Raw genomic sequence first — 16,165 nt, forward strand, 5'->3', positions numbered from 1 at the left:
CTTCTAACCGCCGCACGTCAGGGAGACTACGGCATGAGTGAATGGATTGCAATCGGTGCGATGGGCGTCGTCGCCGTCGGCCTACCATTGGTAATGATGGCAATGTCGGCGATGCTGCGTCCGAGCGTACCGGAACAAGGAAAGAGTGCCACCTACGAGAGTGGTGAGGTGCCGACCGGCACGGCACGCGTCCAGTTTAACATTCAGTACTACATGGTCGCGTTGCTGTTCGTCGTGTTCGACATCGAGACTGTCCTCATTTTCCCGTGGACAGTCATTTACCGCTCTGCCCTCGAACAGGGCGCGTCCCTGGCGACGATTCTGACGCCGATGCTCGTTTTCATCGGTGTGCTCGTCGTCGGGCTCGTGTGGGCGTGGCGCAACGGGGCTGTCAAGTGGGTCAAAAGCCCGCAGGCCAGTCGCCGTAAGACAGAGAGGAAAGACGCATGAGTAGCGAACAGAAACCCTTCGTCACAGACGATTCACAGGTACTGACCGAGACCCGCGACGCGCGTATGGCTGGCGCGGACGACCGGTTCAACTCGAAGCTTCGGGAGGCGTTCGGCTCGTCGCCGTTCATTCTCACGAAGTTTGACAAGTTCATGAACTGGGTTCGCGGGTCTTCGATGTTCATGCTGCAGTTCGGTATCGCGTGCTGCAGTATCGAGATGATGCACACGTACGCCATCAAGCACGACCTGGACCGCTTCGCGGCAGGTGTGCCCCGTGCGTCACCGAGACAGGCGGACGTCATCATCGTTCCGGGGACGATTGTCTCGAAGTTCGCCCCCCGTATGAAGCGGGTCTACGACCAGATGCCGGAGCCGAAGTTCGTCGTCGGCATGGGGTCGTGTACGATTTCCGGTGGCCCGTTCCAGGAGGGGTACAACGTCATCAAGGGTGCAGAAGAGGTCATCCCGGTGGACATCCACATCCCCGGGTGCCCGCCGCGCCCCGAGGCGCTCATCTACGGCATCGCAAAGCTCCAAGAGCGTATTGCGAACGGCGAGTCCAGTCCCGTCACGGTCAAACCGTACGAACTGGAGCAGTTCGGCGACCTCCCGCGCGACGAGATCGTCGACAAACTCGCCGAACAGATCGACGAGGACGACCTCGTCATGCGATACAACTGGGCTGATTCACCATGAGCCTGGAAGAACAACAACCAGACGCCGAAATCGAGGCCGGTAAGACCCGTGGAGACGAACTGGCGGAACTCCTCGGAGACCTCGTCATCGGTCGCGAAGAGCACCTCAACGCACCCGGTCTCGTCATCCGACCTGACCAGGTGCAGGACGCGCTCTTCAAACTCCGCGACGAGGCTGGCTTCGACCACCTCTCGTGTGTCACCGCCGAGGAGTACGAGGACCGCTACGAGTCCATCTACCACCTCACGAAGTACGACGACCGGACCGACGAAGTCAGCGTCGTCGTGCCCACGTCGAAAGACGACCCGGTCAGCCAGACCGCCGAACCGGTCTTCCGGACGGCAGACTGGCACGAGCGTGAGGCGTACGACCTCGTCGGCATCAAGTACGAGGGTCACCCGGACCTCCGTCGCATCCTGCTTCCCGAAACGTGGCAGGGACACCCGCTGGGGCTGGACTACGACCAAGACCGGCCACAGATTGCGACGCTTCGCGAACACGCGAACCCGCTCGAACAGGACCACTCCGGTGAGGAGGGTAACACGATGTACATCAACATCGGCCCCCACCACCCGGCGACCCACGGCGTGCTGCACGTCGAGACCGTCGTCGACGGGGAACAGGTCGTCGACCTCGACCCCGACATCGGCTACCTCCACCGCTGTGAGGAGCAGATGTGTCAGCAGGGGACCTACCGGCACCAGATTATGCCGTACCCCGACCGCTGGGACTACATCTCGGCCGGTCTCCTGAACGAGTGGGCCTACGCCCGCACCGCAGAGGACCTCGCGGACATCGAGGTGCCGGAGTACGCACAGATTATCCGCACCATGAGCGCCGAACTGTGCCGCATCGCGTCGCACATGATTGCGCTCGGCACGTTCGCGCTCGACGTTTACGGCGACTTCACCGCCATCTTCATGTACGCCATGCGGGACCGCGAAATCGTCCAGAACATTCTGGAGGACCTCACCGGTCAGCGCATGATGTTCAACTACTTCCGGCTCGGTGGCGTCGTCTGGGACCTCCCCGAACCGCGCGAGGAGTTCTTCGAGAAGATTCGTGACTTCCTCGACGACCTGCCGACGGCGCTCGAGGAGTACCACGACATGATTACCTCGAACGAGATTCTCCAGGCCCGTACCGTCGGGACTGGTGTGCTCCCGCCGGAGGTTGCAAAGAGCTACGGCGCGACCGGACCGGTCGCTCGTGGCTCCGGCATCGACTACGACCTTCGCCGCGACGACTCCTACGGGTACTACGACGAACTCGACTGGGACGTCGTCGTCGAAGACGGGTGCGACAACTTCTCGCGTCTGCTCGTGCGTATGCGCGAAGTCGAGGAGTCGGCCAAGATTATCCAGCAGTGTGTCGACCTGCTCGAAGACTGGCCCGAAGACGAACGGAACATCCAGGCGAACGTGCCGCGCACGCTCAAGCCCGAGGAAGACACCGAAATCTACCGCGCCGTCGAAGGTGCGAAGGGTGAACTCGGTATCTACATCCGGGCCGACGGCACCGACAAGCCGGGACGCTTCAAGATTCGGAGCCCGTGCTTCTCGAACCTGCAGACGCTCCCCGAGATGTCCGAAGGCGAGTACATCCCCGACATGATTGCGTCGCTCGGGAGCCTCGACATCGTTCTCGGTGAGGTGGACCGCTAATGAGTGCGACACTGCAGACGACGCTTCCGGACACCATCAGCGGCCTCTTGGGTCTCGAAGGAATCCTCGGTGACGTCGTCGGTGGCCTCGTTGGCGCGTTCATCATCGCCAACATCATGCTCATCACGACGGCTATCGCCGGCCCGTGGGCAAAGCGGAAAATCACCGCCGCGTTCGGTGACCGCATCGCAGTCAACCGCATCGGGCCGTTCGGGCTGCTCGTCATCATCCCGGACGCCGTTCGCCTGATGTCGAAGGAACTCATCGTCCCCGAGGGCGTCGACCGTCCCGCATGGGACCTCGCCCCGATGGTGATTCCCTTCTCTGCGCTGCTTGGCTTCGCCGTCATCCCGATGGGAAGCGGCATCCAACTCGCCGACCCCGAAACCGGCCTCGCGTTCGCGTTCGCGGCGGCATCGATTGCGTCGCTCGGCCTCGTGATGTCCGGCTACGCGTCGAACAACAAGTTCTCGCTCATCGGTGCGCTGCGCGCCGTGGCGGCCAACATCGCCTACGAGATTCCGCTCGTCATCACCGCGGCGTCGGTGGTCATCTTCACCGGGTCGCTGCGCATGAGCGAAATCGTCGCCGTGCAGGCAGAGCCGCTTTTGACCATCGCCGGCGTCTCGATTCCGACGTGGTTCGCGTTCGTGAACCCGTTCGCGTTCGTCCTGTTCATCATCGCGAACCTCGCAGAAGTCGGACGGAACCCGTTCGACATCCCCGAAGCACCGACCGAGATTGTCGCCGGGTACCAGACTGAGTACTCCTCGATTTACTTCGTGCTCATCTACCTCGGCGAGTTCATCCACATCTTCCTCGGCGGCGCTATCGCGGCGACGCTGTTCCTCGGCGGCCCCGCAGGTCCGTTCCTGCCCGGGTTCGTCTGGTTCGTCATCAAAATCTGGGCGTTCTTCCTGTTCACCCAGTGGGCACGGTCCGCAGTGCCGCGCCTTCGCGTCGACCAGTTCCTCGAAGTTGGTTGGAAGGGCATGCTCGTGCTGTCCTTCGCTAACCTGGTTCTCACGGCCATCATCGTGGGGGTGATTGCATGATTGGAATCCTGAAGGGCATGGCAGTGACGCTGAAGCACGCGCTCGACGGGCAGACGTTCACGGTCGAGTACCCCGAACAAGCGCCCGAAGTGAGCCCGCGCTTCCGCGGTGTCCACAAGTTCAGCCAAGAGCGTTGTATCTGGTGTCGCCAGTGTGAGAACGTCTGTCCGAACGACACGATTCAGATCGTTCAGGACGACAAGCGCAACGGCGAGCAGTACAACCTCCACATCGGGCAGTGTATCTACTGCCGGCTGTGTGAGGAGGTCTGTCCCGTCGACGCGATTCTGCTCACGCAGAACTTCGAGTTCACGGCCGACACCAAGAACGACTTCGTCTACAACAAAGAACAGCTCAAGAACGTCCCGTGGTACAAGGATATCGACCCGCTCAACTCCCGCAACCCCGACCGCAACGCGTGGGTCGGCGAGGGCGAGAGAGAGGTCGACTATCAGTAACATGACCCGGAACGAATCGTCCGAGGTTCGTCCGTTGCAACCCGCTGTGGGGTGCTGAGGACGTTCTCGAAATGTTCAAAGGGATATCTCAAGGAGACACACACAATGGTTTATGAAACCATCGCGTTCGCGCTGTTCGCCCTCATCACCGTGGGCTGCAGCCTGGGCGTCGTCCTCGTGCGGGACATCTGGCATTCCGCACTCCTGCTCGGGGGCGCGCTCTTGAGCGTCGCGGTGCACTACGTGATGTTGCAGGCGGAGTTCCTCGCCGCCATGCAGATCCTCGTCTACGTCGGCGGGGTACTGATTCTCATCACGTTCGCCGTGATGCTGACGCGTATCGACCCGGAGGTGAGTAGCACATGACCACGAAACCGCAGTTGAAGCTCGGTTCACACCTCGTACCCGGTCTGGCGGCCGTCGGACTGTTCGCCGTGATGGCGGCAGTGTTCCTCGGCGCGTCGTTCCCGAACCCACAGGGCTTCGCAGATGGTGCCAACCTGACCGCGAGCATCGGCTATACGATGTTCAACCTCGGGTTCGGCAGCGTCGAAGGCGAGAGCATGCTGGTCGCGTTCGAAATCATCGACCTCGTGCTCGTCGGCGCACTCGTCGGTGCCGTCCTCCTCGCTCGCCGCGACGAGGGTGGCTCGATGCGGACGATTCTGACCGACGGCGGTCGCGAACTCAAGCGCACGTTGTTCGACGACGAGGAGGGTGACCGATAATGGTACCCGGACAGTATTACCTCGTCCTGTCGGCAGCCGTGTTCTGCATCGGTATCTTCGGCCTTCTCACCCGGAAGAACGCGCTGTTGTTCCTGATGTCGGTCGAACTGATGCTGAACGCCGCGAACATCAACCTCGTCGCGTTCTCCTACTACTGGGGTAACGTGACGGGACAGACGTTCGGTCTCTTCACGATGGCGCTCGCCGCCGCCGAAGTCGCGGTCGGTATCGGTATCATCCTCGTACTGTACCGCAACTTCGACGGCGTGGACGTCACGAAGGCGACCACGATGAGGTGGTAACTCTATGGCAGGCATACTCGAATTCGCTCCGGCCATCGTCCTCCTCCCGTTCCTCTCGTTCCTGATCGCACTCGGAGCGGGGCGGTACATGCCGAAGGGAGGCGCGCTGGCGGGTATCGGCGCGACGGCAGGCTCGTTCGCCCTCGCCGTGGCGACGTTCTTCGCCGTCAGTGGTGGACAGACGTACAACCAAACGATTTACACGTGGGCGGAGGGTCTCGACGCAGTCGACCTGACGTTCGGTCTGCTCATCGACCCGCTGTCGGCGATGATGCTGGTCATCGTGACGCTCATCGCGTTCCTCGTCCACGTCTTCAGCCTCGGCTACATGAACGACGAAGGCGAGACGGGCCTCCCGCGGTACTACGCCGCACTCGGCCTGTTCAGCGCCTCCATGCTCGGGTTCGTCGTCTCCGACAACCTGCTCATGGCGTTCATGTTCTTCGAGCTTGTGGGACTGTGTTCCTACCTGCTCATCGGCTTCTGGTTCCGTCAGGACGGCCCGCCGAGTGCAGCGAAGAAGGCATTCCTCGTCACCCGCTTCGGTGACTACTTCTTCCTCATCGGCGTCGTCGCAGTCTTTGCGACGTTCGGCTCTGCGGCCTTCGCCGGCCCCGACGCCTTCCCGGTGCTCGCCGAGGAAGCGCTCCACGGCGAACACTCGGTCAACACGTTCCTCGGCATGGGTGAAGAGGCGTGGTTCACCGTCGTCGGCCTCCTCGTTCTCGGGGGCGTCGTCGGCAAGTCCGCGCAGTTCCCCCTGCACACGTGGCTTCCGGACGCGATGGAAGGTCCGACCCCGGTCTCCGCACTCATCCACGCAGCGACGATGGTCGCGGCCGGTGTCTATCTCGTCGCCCGGATGTACGGCTTCTACGCGCTGACGCCGACGACGCTCGCCATCATCGCCCTCATCGGTGGCTTCACCGCTCTCTTCGCGGCGACGATGGGTGTCGTCAAAAAGGAAATCAAGCAGGTACTCGCGTACTCGACCATCAGCCAGTACGGCTACATGATGCTCGGCCTCGGTGCCGGTGGCTACGTCGCGGCGACGTTCCACCTCATGACGCACGCCTTCTTCAAGGCGCTGCTCTTCCTCGGCGCCGGTTCGGTCATCATCGCCATGCACCACAACGAAAACATGTGGGACATGGGTGGCCTCAAGGACAAGATGCCCGTGACGTACTACGCGTTCCTCTCCGGGTCGCTCGCACTCGCGGGTATCGTTCCCTTCGCAGGTTTCTGGTCCAAAGACGAAGTCCTGTACGAGACGCTTATCCACGGTCTCGGCGGCAGTCCGATTCTGCTCGCCGCCTACGCGATGGGCCTCCTCGCCGTCTTCTTCACCGGTTTCTACACCTTCCGCATGGTGTTCCTCACCTTCCACGGTGAGCCACGGACCGAGACGGCACGGAACCCCCACGGCGTTCGCTGGAACGTCAAGGCTCCGCTCGCCGTTCTCGGCGTGCTCGCCGCGACGGCAGGGTTCGTCAACATGGTTCCCGTCGAGAAACTCCTCGGCATCAAGGGAATCGACTTCCTGCACCAGTTCCTCGACGGGAGCTTCAGCTCGCTGAACGCGCACCACTACGCCGAAATCCTCCCGTACAGTTCGAGTTACATCGGCGGCGAGGCGACGACGGTCGCAATCGGTGCGGGCGTCTCGCTCGGCCTCGCACTCGCTGGTGCCGCGCTCGCGTACGTCCTGTACAACGTCCCCGAACCCGTCGAACACACGGAGAAGCTCGGGAGCATCAAGACCGTACTGTACAACAACTACTACCAGGACGAGTACCAGGTCTGGATCGCAACGAGCGTCGTCCAGCCTATCTCGCGCGTCCTCGACAAGTTCGACCAGGGTATCGTCGACGGTGTCGTCAACGGCATCTCCAGTGTGAGCCTGTTCGCTGGCAGCCGCATGAAGCGCATCCAGACCGGTGTCGTGAGTAATTACGCCGCACTGCTCACGCTCGGCCTGACGGCGCTGCTCCTTGGTCTCGGTCTGATCGGAGGTTGGTTCGCATGATAATTGAAGCGCTCATCGCAGTCACGTTCCTCGCCGCGCTGGTCACGTTCGTCGTGCCGGACCGGTACGCCGGCAAGGCGGCCTTCGCGCTGAGTCTGGTTCCCGTTCTCGGGAGCCTCTACATGTGGCAACAGTACGACGCGAGCGGGAACGCCCTTCTCGGCGGGTCTGCCGCGTTCGAGACAGACATCGTCTGGCTGCAACTCGGCCAGTACGACCTTCACTGGTTGGTCGGCGTCGACGGCATCAGCATGCCGCTTATCGTCCTGACCACCATCCTCACCACGCTCGCTATCGTCAGCGCGTGGACTCCCATCACGGAGCGTCAGTCCCAGTTCTTCGGTCTGATGCTCTTCATGGAGGCGAACCTGCTGGGCGTCTTCACGGCGCTCGACTTCTTCGTTTGGTTCGTCTTCTGGGAGGCCGTGCTCGTCCCGATGTACTTCCTCATCGGTGTCTGGGGCGGTCCCCGCCGCAAATACGCGGCTATCAAGTTCTTCGTCTACACGAACATCGCGTCGCTCGTGATGTTCATCGGGTTCATCTCCCTCGTGTTCGGCCTCGGTGACTCCATCTCGTCGCTGCGCCTGCCCGAAATCGCGCAGGCGCTGCAGGCCGGTCAACTCGGCGGCTTCGCCGGTCTCTCGGCCGGTGCGCTCGCGTCGGTCGCCTTCATCGCGATGTTCTTCGGATTCGCGGTGAAGGTTCCCGTCGCGCCGCTGCACACGTGGCTGCCCGACGCTCACGTCGAAGCACCCACGCCGGTGTCGGTCATGCTGGCGGGGGTCCTCCTGAAGATGGGTACATACGCCCTGCTCCGGTTCAACTTCACGATGCTGCCGGAGACGGCGCGAAGCTTCGCGCTGCCTATTGCCCTGCTGGCCGTCGCAAGCGTCATCTACGGCGCTCTCCTCGCGCTGGCCCAGCAGGACCTCAAGCGCATCGTCGCGTACTCCTCCGTCTCGTCGATGGGGTACGTCATCCTCGGTCTCATCGCCTACACCACCTACGGTGTCGGCGGTGCGACCTTCCAGATGGTCGCCCACGGCCTCATCTCCGGTCTGATGTTCATGGCCGTCGGCGTCATCTACAACACGACCCACACGCGCATGGTGACGGACATGTCCGGTGTGGCCGACAGAATGCCCGTCACGGCGGGCATCTTCGTCGCCGGCGCGTTCGGTTACATGGGCCTCCCGCTCATGGCCGGCTTCGCGGCAGAGTTCTTCATCTTCAAGGGCGCGTTCGAGTCCACGGTGATGGAGGCGATGCCGCTGTTCACGGGCGCGGCGATGTTCGGTATCGTCATCGTCGCGGGCTACCTGCTGTTCGCGATGCAGCGGACCCTGTTCGGACCGTTCGAGTTCGATGGTGACTACGAAATCACCGAAGCGCCGTTCCACGACGTCGCGCCGCTTGCGGTGCTTCTGCTCCTCACCATCGTCCTCGGTGTCTCTCCGGACATCTTCTTCACGATGATTCAGGACGCAGTTAATCCGATTCTCGAACTGGGAGGTGCGTTCTAATGACGCCACTGCAAACCGCTCCCGTCTGGACGGCAGCGGCCCCCGCGATTATCCTCGCGGTGACCGCGCTGCTCCTGTTGACCATCGACACCATCGACCCCGACACGACCAACAACGGCCTGCTCGCTTCGACGGCGACCCTCGGGTCGCTCGCCGCTGGCGGTGTCGCCGCGTGGTTCCTCATGGCAGGGACCGGCATGGAGTCGACTGGTGGCGCAATCTCGCTGTACGGTGACGCTCTCATCGTCGACGGGATGAGCCTGTTCTTCACGCTCATCTTCACCAGCGTCGCGGCAATGGTCTCTGTCGCCTCGTACGACTACCTCGCCGACGAGCAGTATCAGGGTGAGTTCTACTCGCTCGTGCTCCTCGCCGCCACGGGGATGACGCTCATGGCGATGTCGAACTCGCTGGCGACGGTCTTCGTCAGTCTCGAACTCGCATCGCTGCCGTCGTACGCGCTCGTCGCGTTCCTCAAGAAGAACCGCGGCAGCGTCGAAGCGGGTCTGAAGTACTTCCTCATCGGCGCGCTGTCGTCGGCGGTGTTCGCGTTCGGTATCAGCCTCGTGTACGCCGTCACCGGGTCGCTCGTGCTGCCCGACATCGCAGCGGGCCTCTCGGGTGCTGACGAACTCGTCGGCGTCCTCGGCCTCGGTGTGCTGATGATTGCCGGTGGCTTCGCGTTCAAGACCGCCTCCGTCCCGTTCCACTTCTGGGCGCCGGAGGCCTACGAGGGTGCACCTGCACCAATCAGCGCGTTCCTCTCGTCGGCGTCGAAGGCGGCCGGATTCGCCGTCGCCTTCCGCGTCTTCACGGTCGCGTTCCCGCTCGGGACCATCTCGTCGCTCGGTCCGGGCGGCATCGACTGGTCGCTGCTCTTTGCGATTCTCGCCGTCGTCACGATGACGCTCGGTAACTTCGCCGCAGCGACGCAGCAGAACGTCAAGCGCATGCTCGCGTACTCCTCGATTGGTCACGCCGGCTACGCACTCATCGGTCTCGCGGCCATCACCGTCGACGGTGGTGCCGCGAACGGGAACGTGCTCGGCGCGAGTATGGCCCACCTGCTCGTCTACGGCTTCATGAACACGGGTGCGTTCCTGTTCATCGCCATGGTCGAGAAGTGGGGCATCGGCCGCACCTTCGAGGACTACAACGGCATCGCGTCGAAGGCGCCAATCGCCGCGACGGCGATGACCGTCTTCATGTTCTCGCTCGCAGGGCTGCCGCCGTTCGGCGGCTTCGTCTCGAAGTACGCCCTGTTCTACTCGGCTATCGAGTCCGGCTTCTGGTGGCTCGCCGCCGTCGGCGCGATGAACAGCGCACTGTCGCTGTTCTACTACAGCCGCGTCGTCAAGGCGATGTGGATCGAAGAGCCCGCGAAGTCGCTCGAAATCGGCAGCCAGCCGGTCGGTCTCTACGGCGCAGTCGTCTTCGCCGCCGTCGGGACGGTCCTGCTCCTGCCCGGGTTCCAGCCCGTCATCGAGACGGCCCAGACCGTCGCAGCGGCGCTCTTCTGAGCGCGCTGTCGGGCTGAAAAGACTCGACTGCGATTTTCTTTATTTGGACTGCAACAACTCGGCGAGTGCCGACGCTAGCTCCTCGGACCGTCTGAGTGTCAGGCCGTCCGTCGTAACGAAGACGCCGGAATCGGCGACCGTCACGCGGGTCATGTACCCCTCGTCGAACGCTCGAACGGTGTATTGGTAGTTTCCGAGTTCCGAGCCTTTGTAGGCGGTCCGCGCGTGGAAGCCGTCGGTCTCGTGCTCGACGAAGCCTGCAAGGTCGGCGTCGGCTTCGAGGTCCGACCGGAGGTAAAGCTGCTCGTACTGGTCGGGAGTAAAGTACGTCACACTGCGGAGGTCGTCGCCGACAGTGGTTCGACACGCCCTGACGAGTGACTCCGAACGGGAGTCAGAGACGAGATGCGATTCGAGTTCCATCCTATATTTTGTCATGTCATCACACACCATAACATCATCGGCGAACTGAATGACGGTAGGGTTTTGCGGCCAGAGACCGACCCTGGAGGTATGGTCCGTCGCCTGGTTCTCGGGTGCAGCCTCTTCGGTGGTGACTTGCTGCGCACGCTCACCGACCGTCCTGGGTCGGTGACAGTCGTCACCGACCAGAAGGGCCGCGCCGAGGACCTCCGTGCCGAGGGTATCGACGCACTCTCTGGTGACCCAACAGACCGGGAGACGTTCCCCGATTCGGCCGACGTGGTCGTGGTCGCTGGTGACGACCCAGTAACCAACCGCGACGCTGCTGCTGCCGCCCGCGGCAACTTTCCCGACGCAGTTCTCGTCGTCCATCTCGGCGGGGGGCCGTCGAACGCGATTCGGGACGAACTCGTCGACCTCGCAGACGAAGTTATCGACCCCCGTCAGGCGGTTCTCGACCGCATCGGCGACGCCATCGGGACGACACAGAGCGAACGCATCTACCGGCTCATGCGGGTGCTCCGGAACCTCGACGGCCCGCTGGCGGTGGTGATGCACGACAACCCCGACCCCGACGCCATCGCATCGGCGGTGGCACTGCAGGCGATTGCGAAACGCGCGAACGTCGAGGCGACGGCGTGTTACTTCGGAGACATCAGCCACCAAGAGAACCGAGCGCTGGTCAATCTCCTCGAGTTAGACTTACACGAGTTCGACGAGACGCCGAACCTCGACGAGTACGACGGAATCGCGCTCGTCGACCACTCACGTCCCGGCGTCAACGACCGCCTGCCGCCGGACACCGTCGTCGACATCGTCATCGACCACCACCCGCCACGAGAGCCCGTCGAAGCGGCGTACGTGGACCTCCGGCGACGCGTCGGCGCGACGAGCACCGTCCTCGCGGAGTATCTCGACCGGTTGGGAATCGTCCCAGACGAGCACGTCGCGACCGCACTCTTGTTTGGCATCCGCGTCGACACCAACGATTTCACCCGCGAAGTCTCGACGGCCGACTTCGAGGCCGCCGCCTCGCTCGTTCCGCACGTCAATACCGACCTGCTACAGCGCGTCGAGACGCCGAGTATGACGTCCGAGACGATGGAGACGTTAGCGCGTGCCATCTCGAACCGTGACCAGCGCGGTCCTGCACTGACCTCGAACGTCGGCGACGTTCGCGACCGAGACGCCATCGCACAGGCGTGTGACTACCTGCTCGGAATGGAAGGCGTCGATATCGCCATCGTCTACGGGTTGATGGACGGCACTGTCTACGTCTCTGGGCGAACACGTGGCACCGCAGTCGACCTCGGCGAGGTACTTCGCGACGCACTCGGGTCTATCGGGAGCGCTGGCGGCCACGCGGACATGGCCGGGGCGCAGATTCCGCTCGGAATCCTCGACGCCGTCGGCGGCGACTCTCGCGAGTCGTTGGCGACCATCGTCACGGACATCGTCGCCGGGCGCATCTTCGAGACGCTCGAACACGCACCGGCCGCACCGACGCTCGACTCGGACGTCGCCTTCGAATTCCCGCTCGACGAGTAGTGCCCACACGTTTTTCCGGTCGGTCGCCCTACGTCGGGGAGATGAGTGCCAAAGCGACCGTCAAGGAGTACATGACTCGCGAGGTCCAAACCGTCTCCCCGAGCGATACGGTCGCGGACGTCGCCCGTCGCATCGCTGAAAGCGACGGTCACAACGGATTTCCGGTCTGTGACGGCCGAAAGGTCGAAGGCTTCGTGACCGCCCGTGACATTCTCCTCTCGAACGAGGGCGAGGCTATCGACACGGTGATGGCGACCGATTTGGTCGTCGCCCATCCAGAGATGGACGTCACCGACGCCGCGCGTGTGATTCTCCGCTCCGGTATCCAGAAACTTCCCGTCGTCGACGACACCGGCAACCTCGTCGGTATCATCTCGAACACCGACGTGATACGGAGCCAAATCGAGCGCGCGACGCCGGAGAAAGTGGGGAAACTGATGCGCACCCTCGAACAGATACACGGCATCACCGTCCACCAAGAGCGCCGGACCGTCTCACTCTCGGACCTCATTCCGACGCAGGCGCGCGTGTACGCCGACGAGTTAGAGGGCCGACAGTACGAACTCGAACGCGGCTTGGCGGAACCGCTCGTCGTCATCGACAACAAGGGAACGCTGCTTCTCGCAGACGGGCACCACCGCGTCCTCGCTGCGGACCGCACCGGCATCGAGACGATGGACGCGTACATCATCGTCATCGACGACCCCATCGAACTCGGTATGCAGCGCACCGCGGAGAAAGAGGGTCTCTCGTCTATCGACGACATCGATATCGTCGATTACGCTCGCCATCCACTCGTCGAGAGCACGCGCCGTCTTCAGTAAGAACGCAGAAGTCGCAGACGCGAGGGCGCTACTCGACGTCGTACTCGTTTTTCCACGCCTCGACAGCGTCGCGTGCGGCGGCTTCGTCGTCGAAGCGCTCGCTCTCGTAGCCGCGTCCGTCCGGTGCCTGATGGAGTCTATCGAATCTGACGTGCCACGCGTTCGGTCCGTGTCGGAGTCGAATCGTCGCGTGTCCGTCGCTTCGTTCCCACTCGACGATACGGTCGTCTCGACGAATCTCCGTCCAGCTCATACCGGCACGTCGGACGCCGCAGGCAAGTGCCTACCCATCCACCATCGTCGAGGGTGTTGTCGCGGTGGCGGTCGTCGGTCGCGTCTCCGCACCACATGCGGGGCAGATTGCGTATCCGAGATGGTCGTATGGGACCTCTGGGGACGGTTTCTGGAGCCCGCAGTCGTGGCACGTGAAGTACGACACCCACTCGAAGGACATACTCGAACTGACGACTTTCTATATCTTAATTAATGACTGCTTATCACCCCAGATTCGAGGACCGATGTGATTATCGCTCCCCCGCCGAACAGTGCCTTCGATGACAGTCGAGAACCCGCGTCGAGCGCTCGGAGTGGTCTTTCTCATCGTGTTCGTCGACCTCCTCGGGTTCGGTATCCTGATTCCGGTCATCCCGCTGTACGCGCTTTCGTTCGGCGCGACGGAGTTCGTCGGGAGTCTCCTCATCGCCTCCTACTCGGCGATGCAGTTCCTCGCCGCACCGTTTCTCGGCCGACTCTCGGATGCACGCGGTCGCCGACCCGTGCTGTTGCTGTCTCTCACTGGGAGCGTCATCGCGTGGACGCTCTTCGGCATCGCCGGGTCGCTCGCCGTCCTGTTCGCGGCGCGCATGCTCGCCGGGGCGATGGGCGGGAATATCGCCACCGCACAGGCGTACATCGCGGACATAACCAGTGCTGAGGAGCGCGCGAAGGGACTCGGGCTTCTCGGCGCGGCGTTCGGTCTCGGATTCGTCTTCGGTCCGGCGTTAGGCGGCTTCTTCGCCAGCGAACCGGTCGTCGCACTCGCCCGCGACGTGCTTCCGGCCGCCGTGCCGGTCTCAGAGTTCTCGCTTCCGAGCTTTGCGGCGGCGCTCATCACCGGAACCAACCTCCTCCTCGCGTACGTCGTCCTGCCGGAGTCACGGCCACCAGCGGAGCGAACCGACGCGCCCGACTCCCGCGAGTCGCGAATCGACCAACTCCTGTCTGCGCTTCGAACGCCCGGGCTGGGAGCGCTCGTCGTAGCGTTCTTCCTCGCGTCGTTCGCGTTCTCGGCTCTCGAAAGTCAGTTTATCTTCCTCACCAACGACCAGTACGCCTACGGAGCGACCGAGAACGCGGTTATCCTCACCTACGTCGGACTCGTACTCGCCGCCGTCCAAGGCGGACTCGTCGGACCACTCACCGACCGATTCGGCGAGTACAGACTGGCCGTCGGCGGCACTGCGATTCAGGTCCTGACGCTCGCGGCCGTTCCGTTTTCGCCGGTGTTGGGGCAGTTTCTCCCGGCAGTTGGCCCACTCGTCTCTGTGGGTCCCACGCTCCCTGCAGGCGTCGTCGCACTGCTCGTCGTCATGACGCCGCTTTCGTTCGGCAACGCGCTCACGAACGTCTCGTTGAACACACTGGTCTCGCGCTCGGCGGACGACGACGAGCAGGGTGGGGCCTTCGGTCTCACACAGAGCGCCGGCAGTCTGGCTCGGACCTTCGGCCCCGCCCTCGCGGGCGGCCTCTACACCGGAATCGCGTTCTGGGCACCGTTCGTCGTCGGCGGACTGCTGATGCTTCCGATTCTCGCACTGCTCGCGCGGGTGGACAAGCGAGTGATTGCGGCGACGACTGCGTAAAAAACGGGGACGAAGCGGATTTTCTCAGGCGGGCGTCGCGCCTTCGGGCGCGGACGAATCGTCGTCGGTGCGGAACTGCGAGACGAGGTCGAGTTCCTCGTCGGCACTTCCGAGTAAGAACAACGAGTAGTACCGGAAGAACGTCACCACGGGCATCTGAACGAGCGCGCTGACGGCAATTGCCGTGAGGACGAACAGGACGCCGAGCACGCCGAACACGCCGAGCGAGACGGGCGCGAAGAAGCCGAATCCGGCGGCGTTGAGCGCGAGGAACAGTGCCCCACCGACGATGGCGAAGGGAATCGCGACGACGAGCAACACGAGTGCGGTGGCGATACCGACACCGATGCTCGCGAGGATACCGAGGACGAACCGGATGAGAACGTACAGGCCGAACTCGGAGAGTTCGGCGCGGAACAGCGGCGCGACTCGCCGCCACGAGGAGAGCACGTGCTTGTCTTCGGCAATCATCGTCGGGACGACGAAGTCGGTCGTCAACTGCTGGATGAGTCCAGCGACGAGGAACAGCAGTATGGCGAGGAAGACAAGTGGAATAGCGAGCAGGAACATGAGGCCAGAGACGGCGATACCGCCGAGAACCACGGCCAGAATCGGGAGACCGATTACCAGTACGACGGCGAGGAGGATGCCGACTTGGAAGGCGAACAGTCTGGCACCGAGTCTGAGACGCTCGCGGAACGGCGTGCGGATGCGAACGTCTTTCGAGACGACGCCGTCGACGAAGACGAACTGCATCACCGCACTGGCGAACGACCACACGAGGAGGAGGACGATACCGGCAACGACGATTCCACCGGCGAGGAGCGCGAGATTCTCGGGCGTCGCGAATCCGGGGAGTCCATCTACCGGGAGGTCACTCGGCGGTGTGCCGGTGTCTCCGGGTGCAGTCACGCCTGTGTTTCCGGTGTTACTGAAGGACGTGCCACCGCCTCCGATGCTTCCGACGAAGAGGGCGATAATCGCGAGGCGCGCCCATCGACCCGCGTCGAACGGGAGGAGGAGCGACGCCGTGGCGTCACGGGCGTCGTCGAGGGCGTCGATTGCTTTCCAACTCATAGCC

Annotated in this window: 17 protein-coding genes; 14 read left to right on the forward strand and 3 right to left on the reverse strand. The window is 63.0% G+C overall.

The features are described 5' to 3' along the window. Window positions 1–33 precede the first annotated feature (33 nt). The 11 genes from KU306_RS09540 to KU306_RS09590 all read left to right on the forward strand — a co-directional run bounded on the left by KU306_RS09540 (window position 34) and on the right by KU306_RS09590 (window position 10,427). Window positions 34–450 carry an NADH-quinone oxidoreductase subunit A gene (locus KU306_RS09540; RefSeq protein WP_007539039.1) on the forward strand — a complete coding sequence of 139 codons (417 nt, stop codon included), beginning with the start codon at window positions 34–36 and terminating at the stop codon, window positions 448–450. After that, window positions 447–1,148, forward strand: a complete 702-nt coding sequence (locus tag KU306_RS09545; RefSeq protein WP_007539041.1) for an NADH-quinone oxidoreductase subunit B — start codon at window positions 447–449, stop codon at window positions 1,146–1,148. Before KU306_RS09540 ends, KU306_RS09545 begins: the two co-directional genes overlap by 4 nt. Then, window positions 1,145–2,812 carry an NADH-quinone oxidoreductase subunit D gene (locus tag KU306_RS09550; RefSeq protein WP_258301809.1) on the forward strand — a complete coding sequence of 556 codons (1,668 nt, stop codon included), beginning with the start codon at window positions 1,145–1,147 and terminating at the stop codon, window positions 2,810–2,812. Before KU306_RS09545 ends, KU306_RS09550 begins: the two co-directional genes overlap by 4 nt. Next, a complete protein-coding gene (locus KU306_RS09555; protein ID WP_007539045.1) occupies window positions 2,812–3,867 on the forward strand; it encodes a complex I subunit 1/NuoH family protein in 1,056 nt (351 codons plus the stop codon). Before KU306_RS09550 ends, KU306_RS09555 begins: the two co-directional genes overlap by 1 nt. Further along, entirely contained in the window at window positions 3,864–4,325 is a 462-nt protein-coding gene (locus KU306_RS09560; RefSeq protein WP_008323562.1) for a NuoI/complex I 23 kDa subunit family protein, read from the forward strand. The genes KU306_RS09555 and KU306_RS09560 overlap by 4 nt, the downstream gene beginning before the upstream one ends. Window positions 4,326–4,430: 105 nt before the next feature. Next, on the forward strand, window positions 4,431–4,691 hold the full coding sequence (locus tag KU306_RS09565) for an NADH-quinone oxidoreductase subunit J (protein WP_007539048.1): 261 nt from the start codon (window positions 4,431–4,433) through the stop codon (window positions 4,689–4,691). After that, window positions 4,688–5,053: an NADH-quinone oxidoreductase subunit J family protein gene (locus tag KU306_RS09570; protein ID WP_007539050.1), complete on the forward strand. Its 366-nt coding sequence runs from the start codon at window positions 4,688–4,690 to the stop codon at window positions 5,051–5,053. Before KU306_RS09565 ends, KU306_RS09570 begins: the two co-directional genes overlap by 4 nt. After that, window positions 5,053–5,355 carry an NADH-quinone oxidoreductase subunit NuoK gene (nuoK, locus tag KU306_RS09575; protein WP_007539052.1) on the forward strand — a complete coding sequence of 101 codons (303 nt, stop codon included), beginning with the start codon at window positions 5,053–5,055 and terminating at the stop codon, window positions 5,353–5,355. The genes KU306_RS09570 and nuoK overlap by 1 nt, the downstream gene beginning before the upstream one ends. 4 nt (window positions 5,356–5,359) lie before the next feature. Next, a complete protein-coding gene (nuoL, locus tag KU306_RS09580) occupies window positions 5,360–7,381 on the forward strand; it encodes an NADH-quinone oxidoreductase subunit L (RefSeq protein WP_074791934.1) in 2,022 nt (673 codons plus the stop codon). Then, the gene (locus KU306_RS09585; protein WP_007539056.1) at window positions 7,378–8,907 is read left to right on the forward strand and encodes a complex I subunit 4 family protein; all 1,530 of its coding nucleotides are present in this window, start codon (window positions 7,378–7,380) and stop codon (window positions 8,905–8,907) included. Before nuoL ends, KU306_RS09585 begins: the two co-directional genes overlap by 4 nt. Then, window positions 8,907–10,427 (forward strand): NADH-quinone oxidoreductase subunit N, encoded by a 1,521-nt coding sequence (locus KU306_RS09590; RefSeq protein ID WP_258301810.1) that lies wholly within the window; start codon window positions 8,907–8,909, stop codon window positions 10,425–10,427. Before KU306_RS09585 ends, KU306_RS09590 begins: the two co-directional genes overlap by 1 nt. 39 nt (window positions 10,428–10,466) lie before the next feature. Here the strand turns inward: KU306_RS09590 and KU306_RS09595 are convergent, their stop codons facing one another. Beyond that, window positions 10,467–10,850 carry a DUF7522 family protein gene (locus KU306_RS09595; protein WP_007539061.1) on the reverse strand — a complete coding sequence of 128 codons (384 nt, stop codon included), beginning with the start codon at window positions 10,848–10,850 and terminating at the stop codon, window positions 10,467–10,469. Between the two features lie 90 nt (window positions 10,851–10,940). Here KU306_RS09595 and KU306_RS09600 point away from each other — a divergent pair, with 90 nt between their 5' ends. Both KU306_RS09600 and KU306_RS09605 read left to right on the forward strand, forming a co-directional pair. Then, window positions 10,941–12,398: a DHH family phosphoesterase gene (locus KU306_RS09600; RefSeq protein ID WP_007539063.1), complete on the forward strand. Its 1,458-nt coding sequence runs from the start codon at window positions 10,941–10,943 to the stop codon at window positions 12,396–12,398. Window positions 12,399–12,439: 41 nt separating this feature from the next. Further along, window positions 12,440–13,222, forward strand: coding sequence for a CBS domain-containing protein (locus KU306_RS09605; protein WP_007539065.1), 783 nt, complete (start codon window positions 12,440–12,442; stop codon window positions 13,220–13,222). Between the two features lie 28 nt (window positions 13,223–13,250). On the opposite strand, the gene KU306_RS09610 is transcribed toward KU306_RS09605, so the two are convergent. Next, the gene (locus KU306_RS09610) at window positions 13,251–13,475 is read right to left on the reverse strand and encodes a DUF7543 family protein (RefSeq protein ID WP_007539066.1); all 225 of its coding nucleotides are present in this window, start codon (window positions 13,473–13,475) and stop codon (window positions 13,251–13,253) included. Window positions 13,476–13,776: 301 nt separating this feature from the next. On the opposite strand from KU306_RS09610, the gene KU306_RS09615 reads away from it, so the two are divergent. Beyond that, window positions 13,777–15,084 carry an MFS transporter gene (locus KU306_RS09615; protein ID WP_258301811.1) on the forward strand — a complete coding sequence of 436 codons (1,308 nt, stop codon included), beginning with the start codon at window positions 13,777–13,779 and terminating at the stop codon, window positions 15,082–15,084. 24 nt (window positions 15,085–15,108) lie between these two features. Here KU306_RS09615 and KU306_RS09620 read toward each other — a convergent pair whose 3' ends face one another. Then, on the reverse strand, window positions 15,109–16,161 hold the full coding sequence (locus KU306_RS09620) for a DUF7544 domain-containing protein (protein WP_258301812.1): 1,053 nt from the start codon (window positions 16,159–16,161) through the stop codon (window positions 15,109–15,111). Between the last annotated feature and the right edge of the window lie 4 nt (window positions 16,162–16,165).

The organism is Haloferax larsenii, assembly GCF_024730625.1.
Lineage (GTDB): Archaea > Halobacteriota > Halobacteria > Halobacteriales > Haloferacaceae > Haloferax > Haloferax larsenii.

Excerpts from the sequence above, each read along its gene's own strand:
- KU306_RS09600 (WP_007539063.1), top strand. The coding sequence starts at position 10,941 with ATGGTCCGTCGCCTGGTTCTCGGGTGCAGCCTCTTCGGTGGTGACTTG.
- KU306_RS09585 (WP_007539056.1), top strand. The coding sequence starts at position 7,378 with ATGATAATTGAAGCGCTCATCGCAGTCACGTTCCTCGCCGCGCTGGTC.
- KU306_RS09590 (WP_258301810.1), top strand. The coding sequence starts at position 8,907 with ATGACGCCACTGCAAACCGCTCCCGTCTGGACGGCAGCGGCCCCCGCG.
- KU306_RS09545 (WP_007539041.1), top strand. The coding sequence starts at position 447 with ATGAGTAGCGAACAGAAACCCTTCGTCACAGACGATTCACAGGTACTG.
- KU306_RS09565 (WP_007539048.1), top strand. The coding sequence starts at position 4,431 with ATGGTTTATGAAACCATCGCGTTCGCGCTGTTCGCCCTCATCACCGTG.
- KU306_RS09570 (WP_007539050.1), top strand. The coding sequence starts at position 4,688 with ATGACCACGAAACCGCAGTTGAAGCTCGGTTCACACCTCGTACCCGGT.
- KU306_RS09555 (WP_007539045.1), top strand. The coding sequence starts at position 2,812 with ATGAGTGCGACACTGCAGACGACGCTTCCGGACACCATCAGCGGCCTC.
- KU306_RS09540 (WP_007539039.1), top strand. The coding sequence starts at position 34 with ATGAGTGAATGGATTGCAATCGGTGCGATGGGCGTCGTCGCCGTCGGC.
- nuoK (WP_007539052.1), top strand. The coding sequence starts at position 5,053 with ATGGTACCCGGACAGTATTACCTCGTCCTGTCGGCAGCCGTGTTCTGC.
- KU306_RS09620 (WP_258301812.1), bottom strand. The coding sequence starts at position 16,161 with ATGAGTTGGAAAGCAATCGACGCCCTCGACGACGCCCGTGACGCCACG.
- nuoL (WP_074791934.1), top strand. The coding sequence starts at position 5,360 with ATGGCAGGCATACTCGAATTCGCTCCGGCCATCGTCCTCCTCCCGTTC.
- KU306_RS09615 (WP_258301811.1), top strand. The coding sequence starts at position 13,777 with ATGACAGTCGAGAACCCGCGTCGAGCGCTCGGAGTGGTCTTTCTCATC.
- KU306_RS09550 (WP_258301809.1), top strand. The coding sequence starts at position 1,145 with ATGAGCCTGGAAGAACAACAACCAGACGCCGAAATCGAGGCCGGTAAG.
- KU306_RS09605 (WP_007539065.1), top strand. The coding sequence starts at position 12,440 with ATGAGTGCCAAAGCGACCGTCAAGGAGTACATGACTCGCGAGGTCCAA.
- KU306_RS09560 (WP_008323562.1), top strand. The coding sequence starts at position 3,864 with ATGATTGGAATCCTGAAGGGCATGGCAGTGACGCTGAAGCACGCGCTC.
- KU306_RS09595 (WP_007539061.1), bottom strand. The coding sequence starts at position 10,850 with ATGGAACTCGAATCGCATCTCGTCTCTGACTCCCGTTCGGAGTCACTC.
- KU306_RS09610 (WP_007539066.1), bottom strand. The coding sequence starts at position 13,475 with ATGAGCTGGACGGAGATTCGTCGAGACGACCGTATCGTCGAGTGGGAA.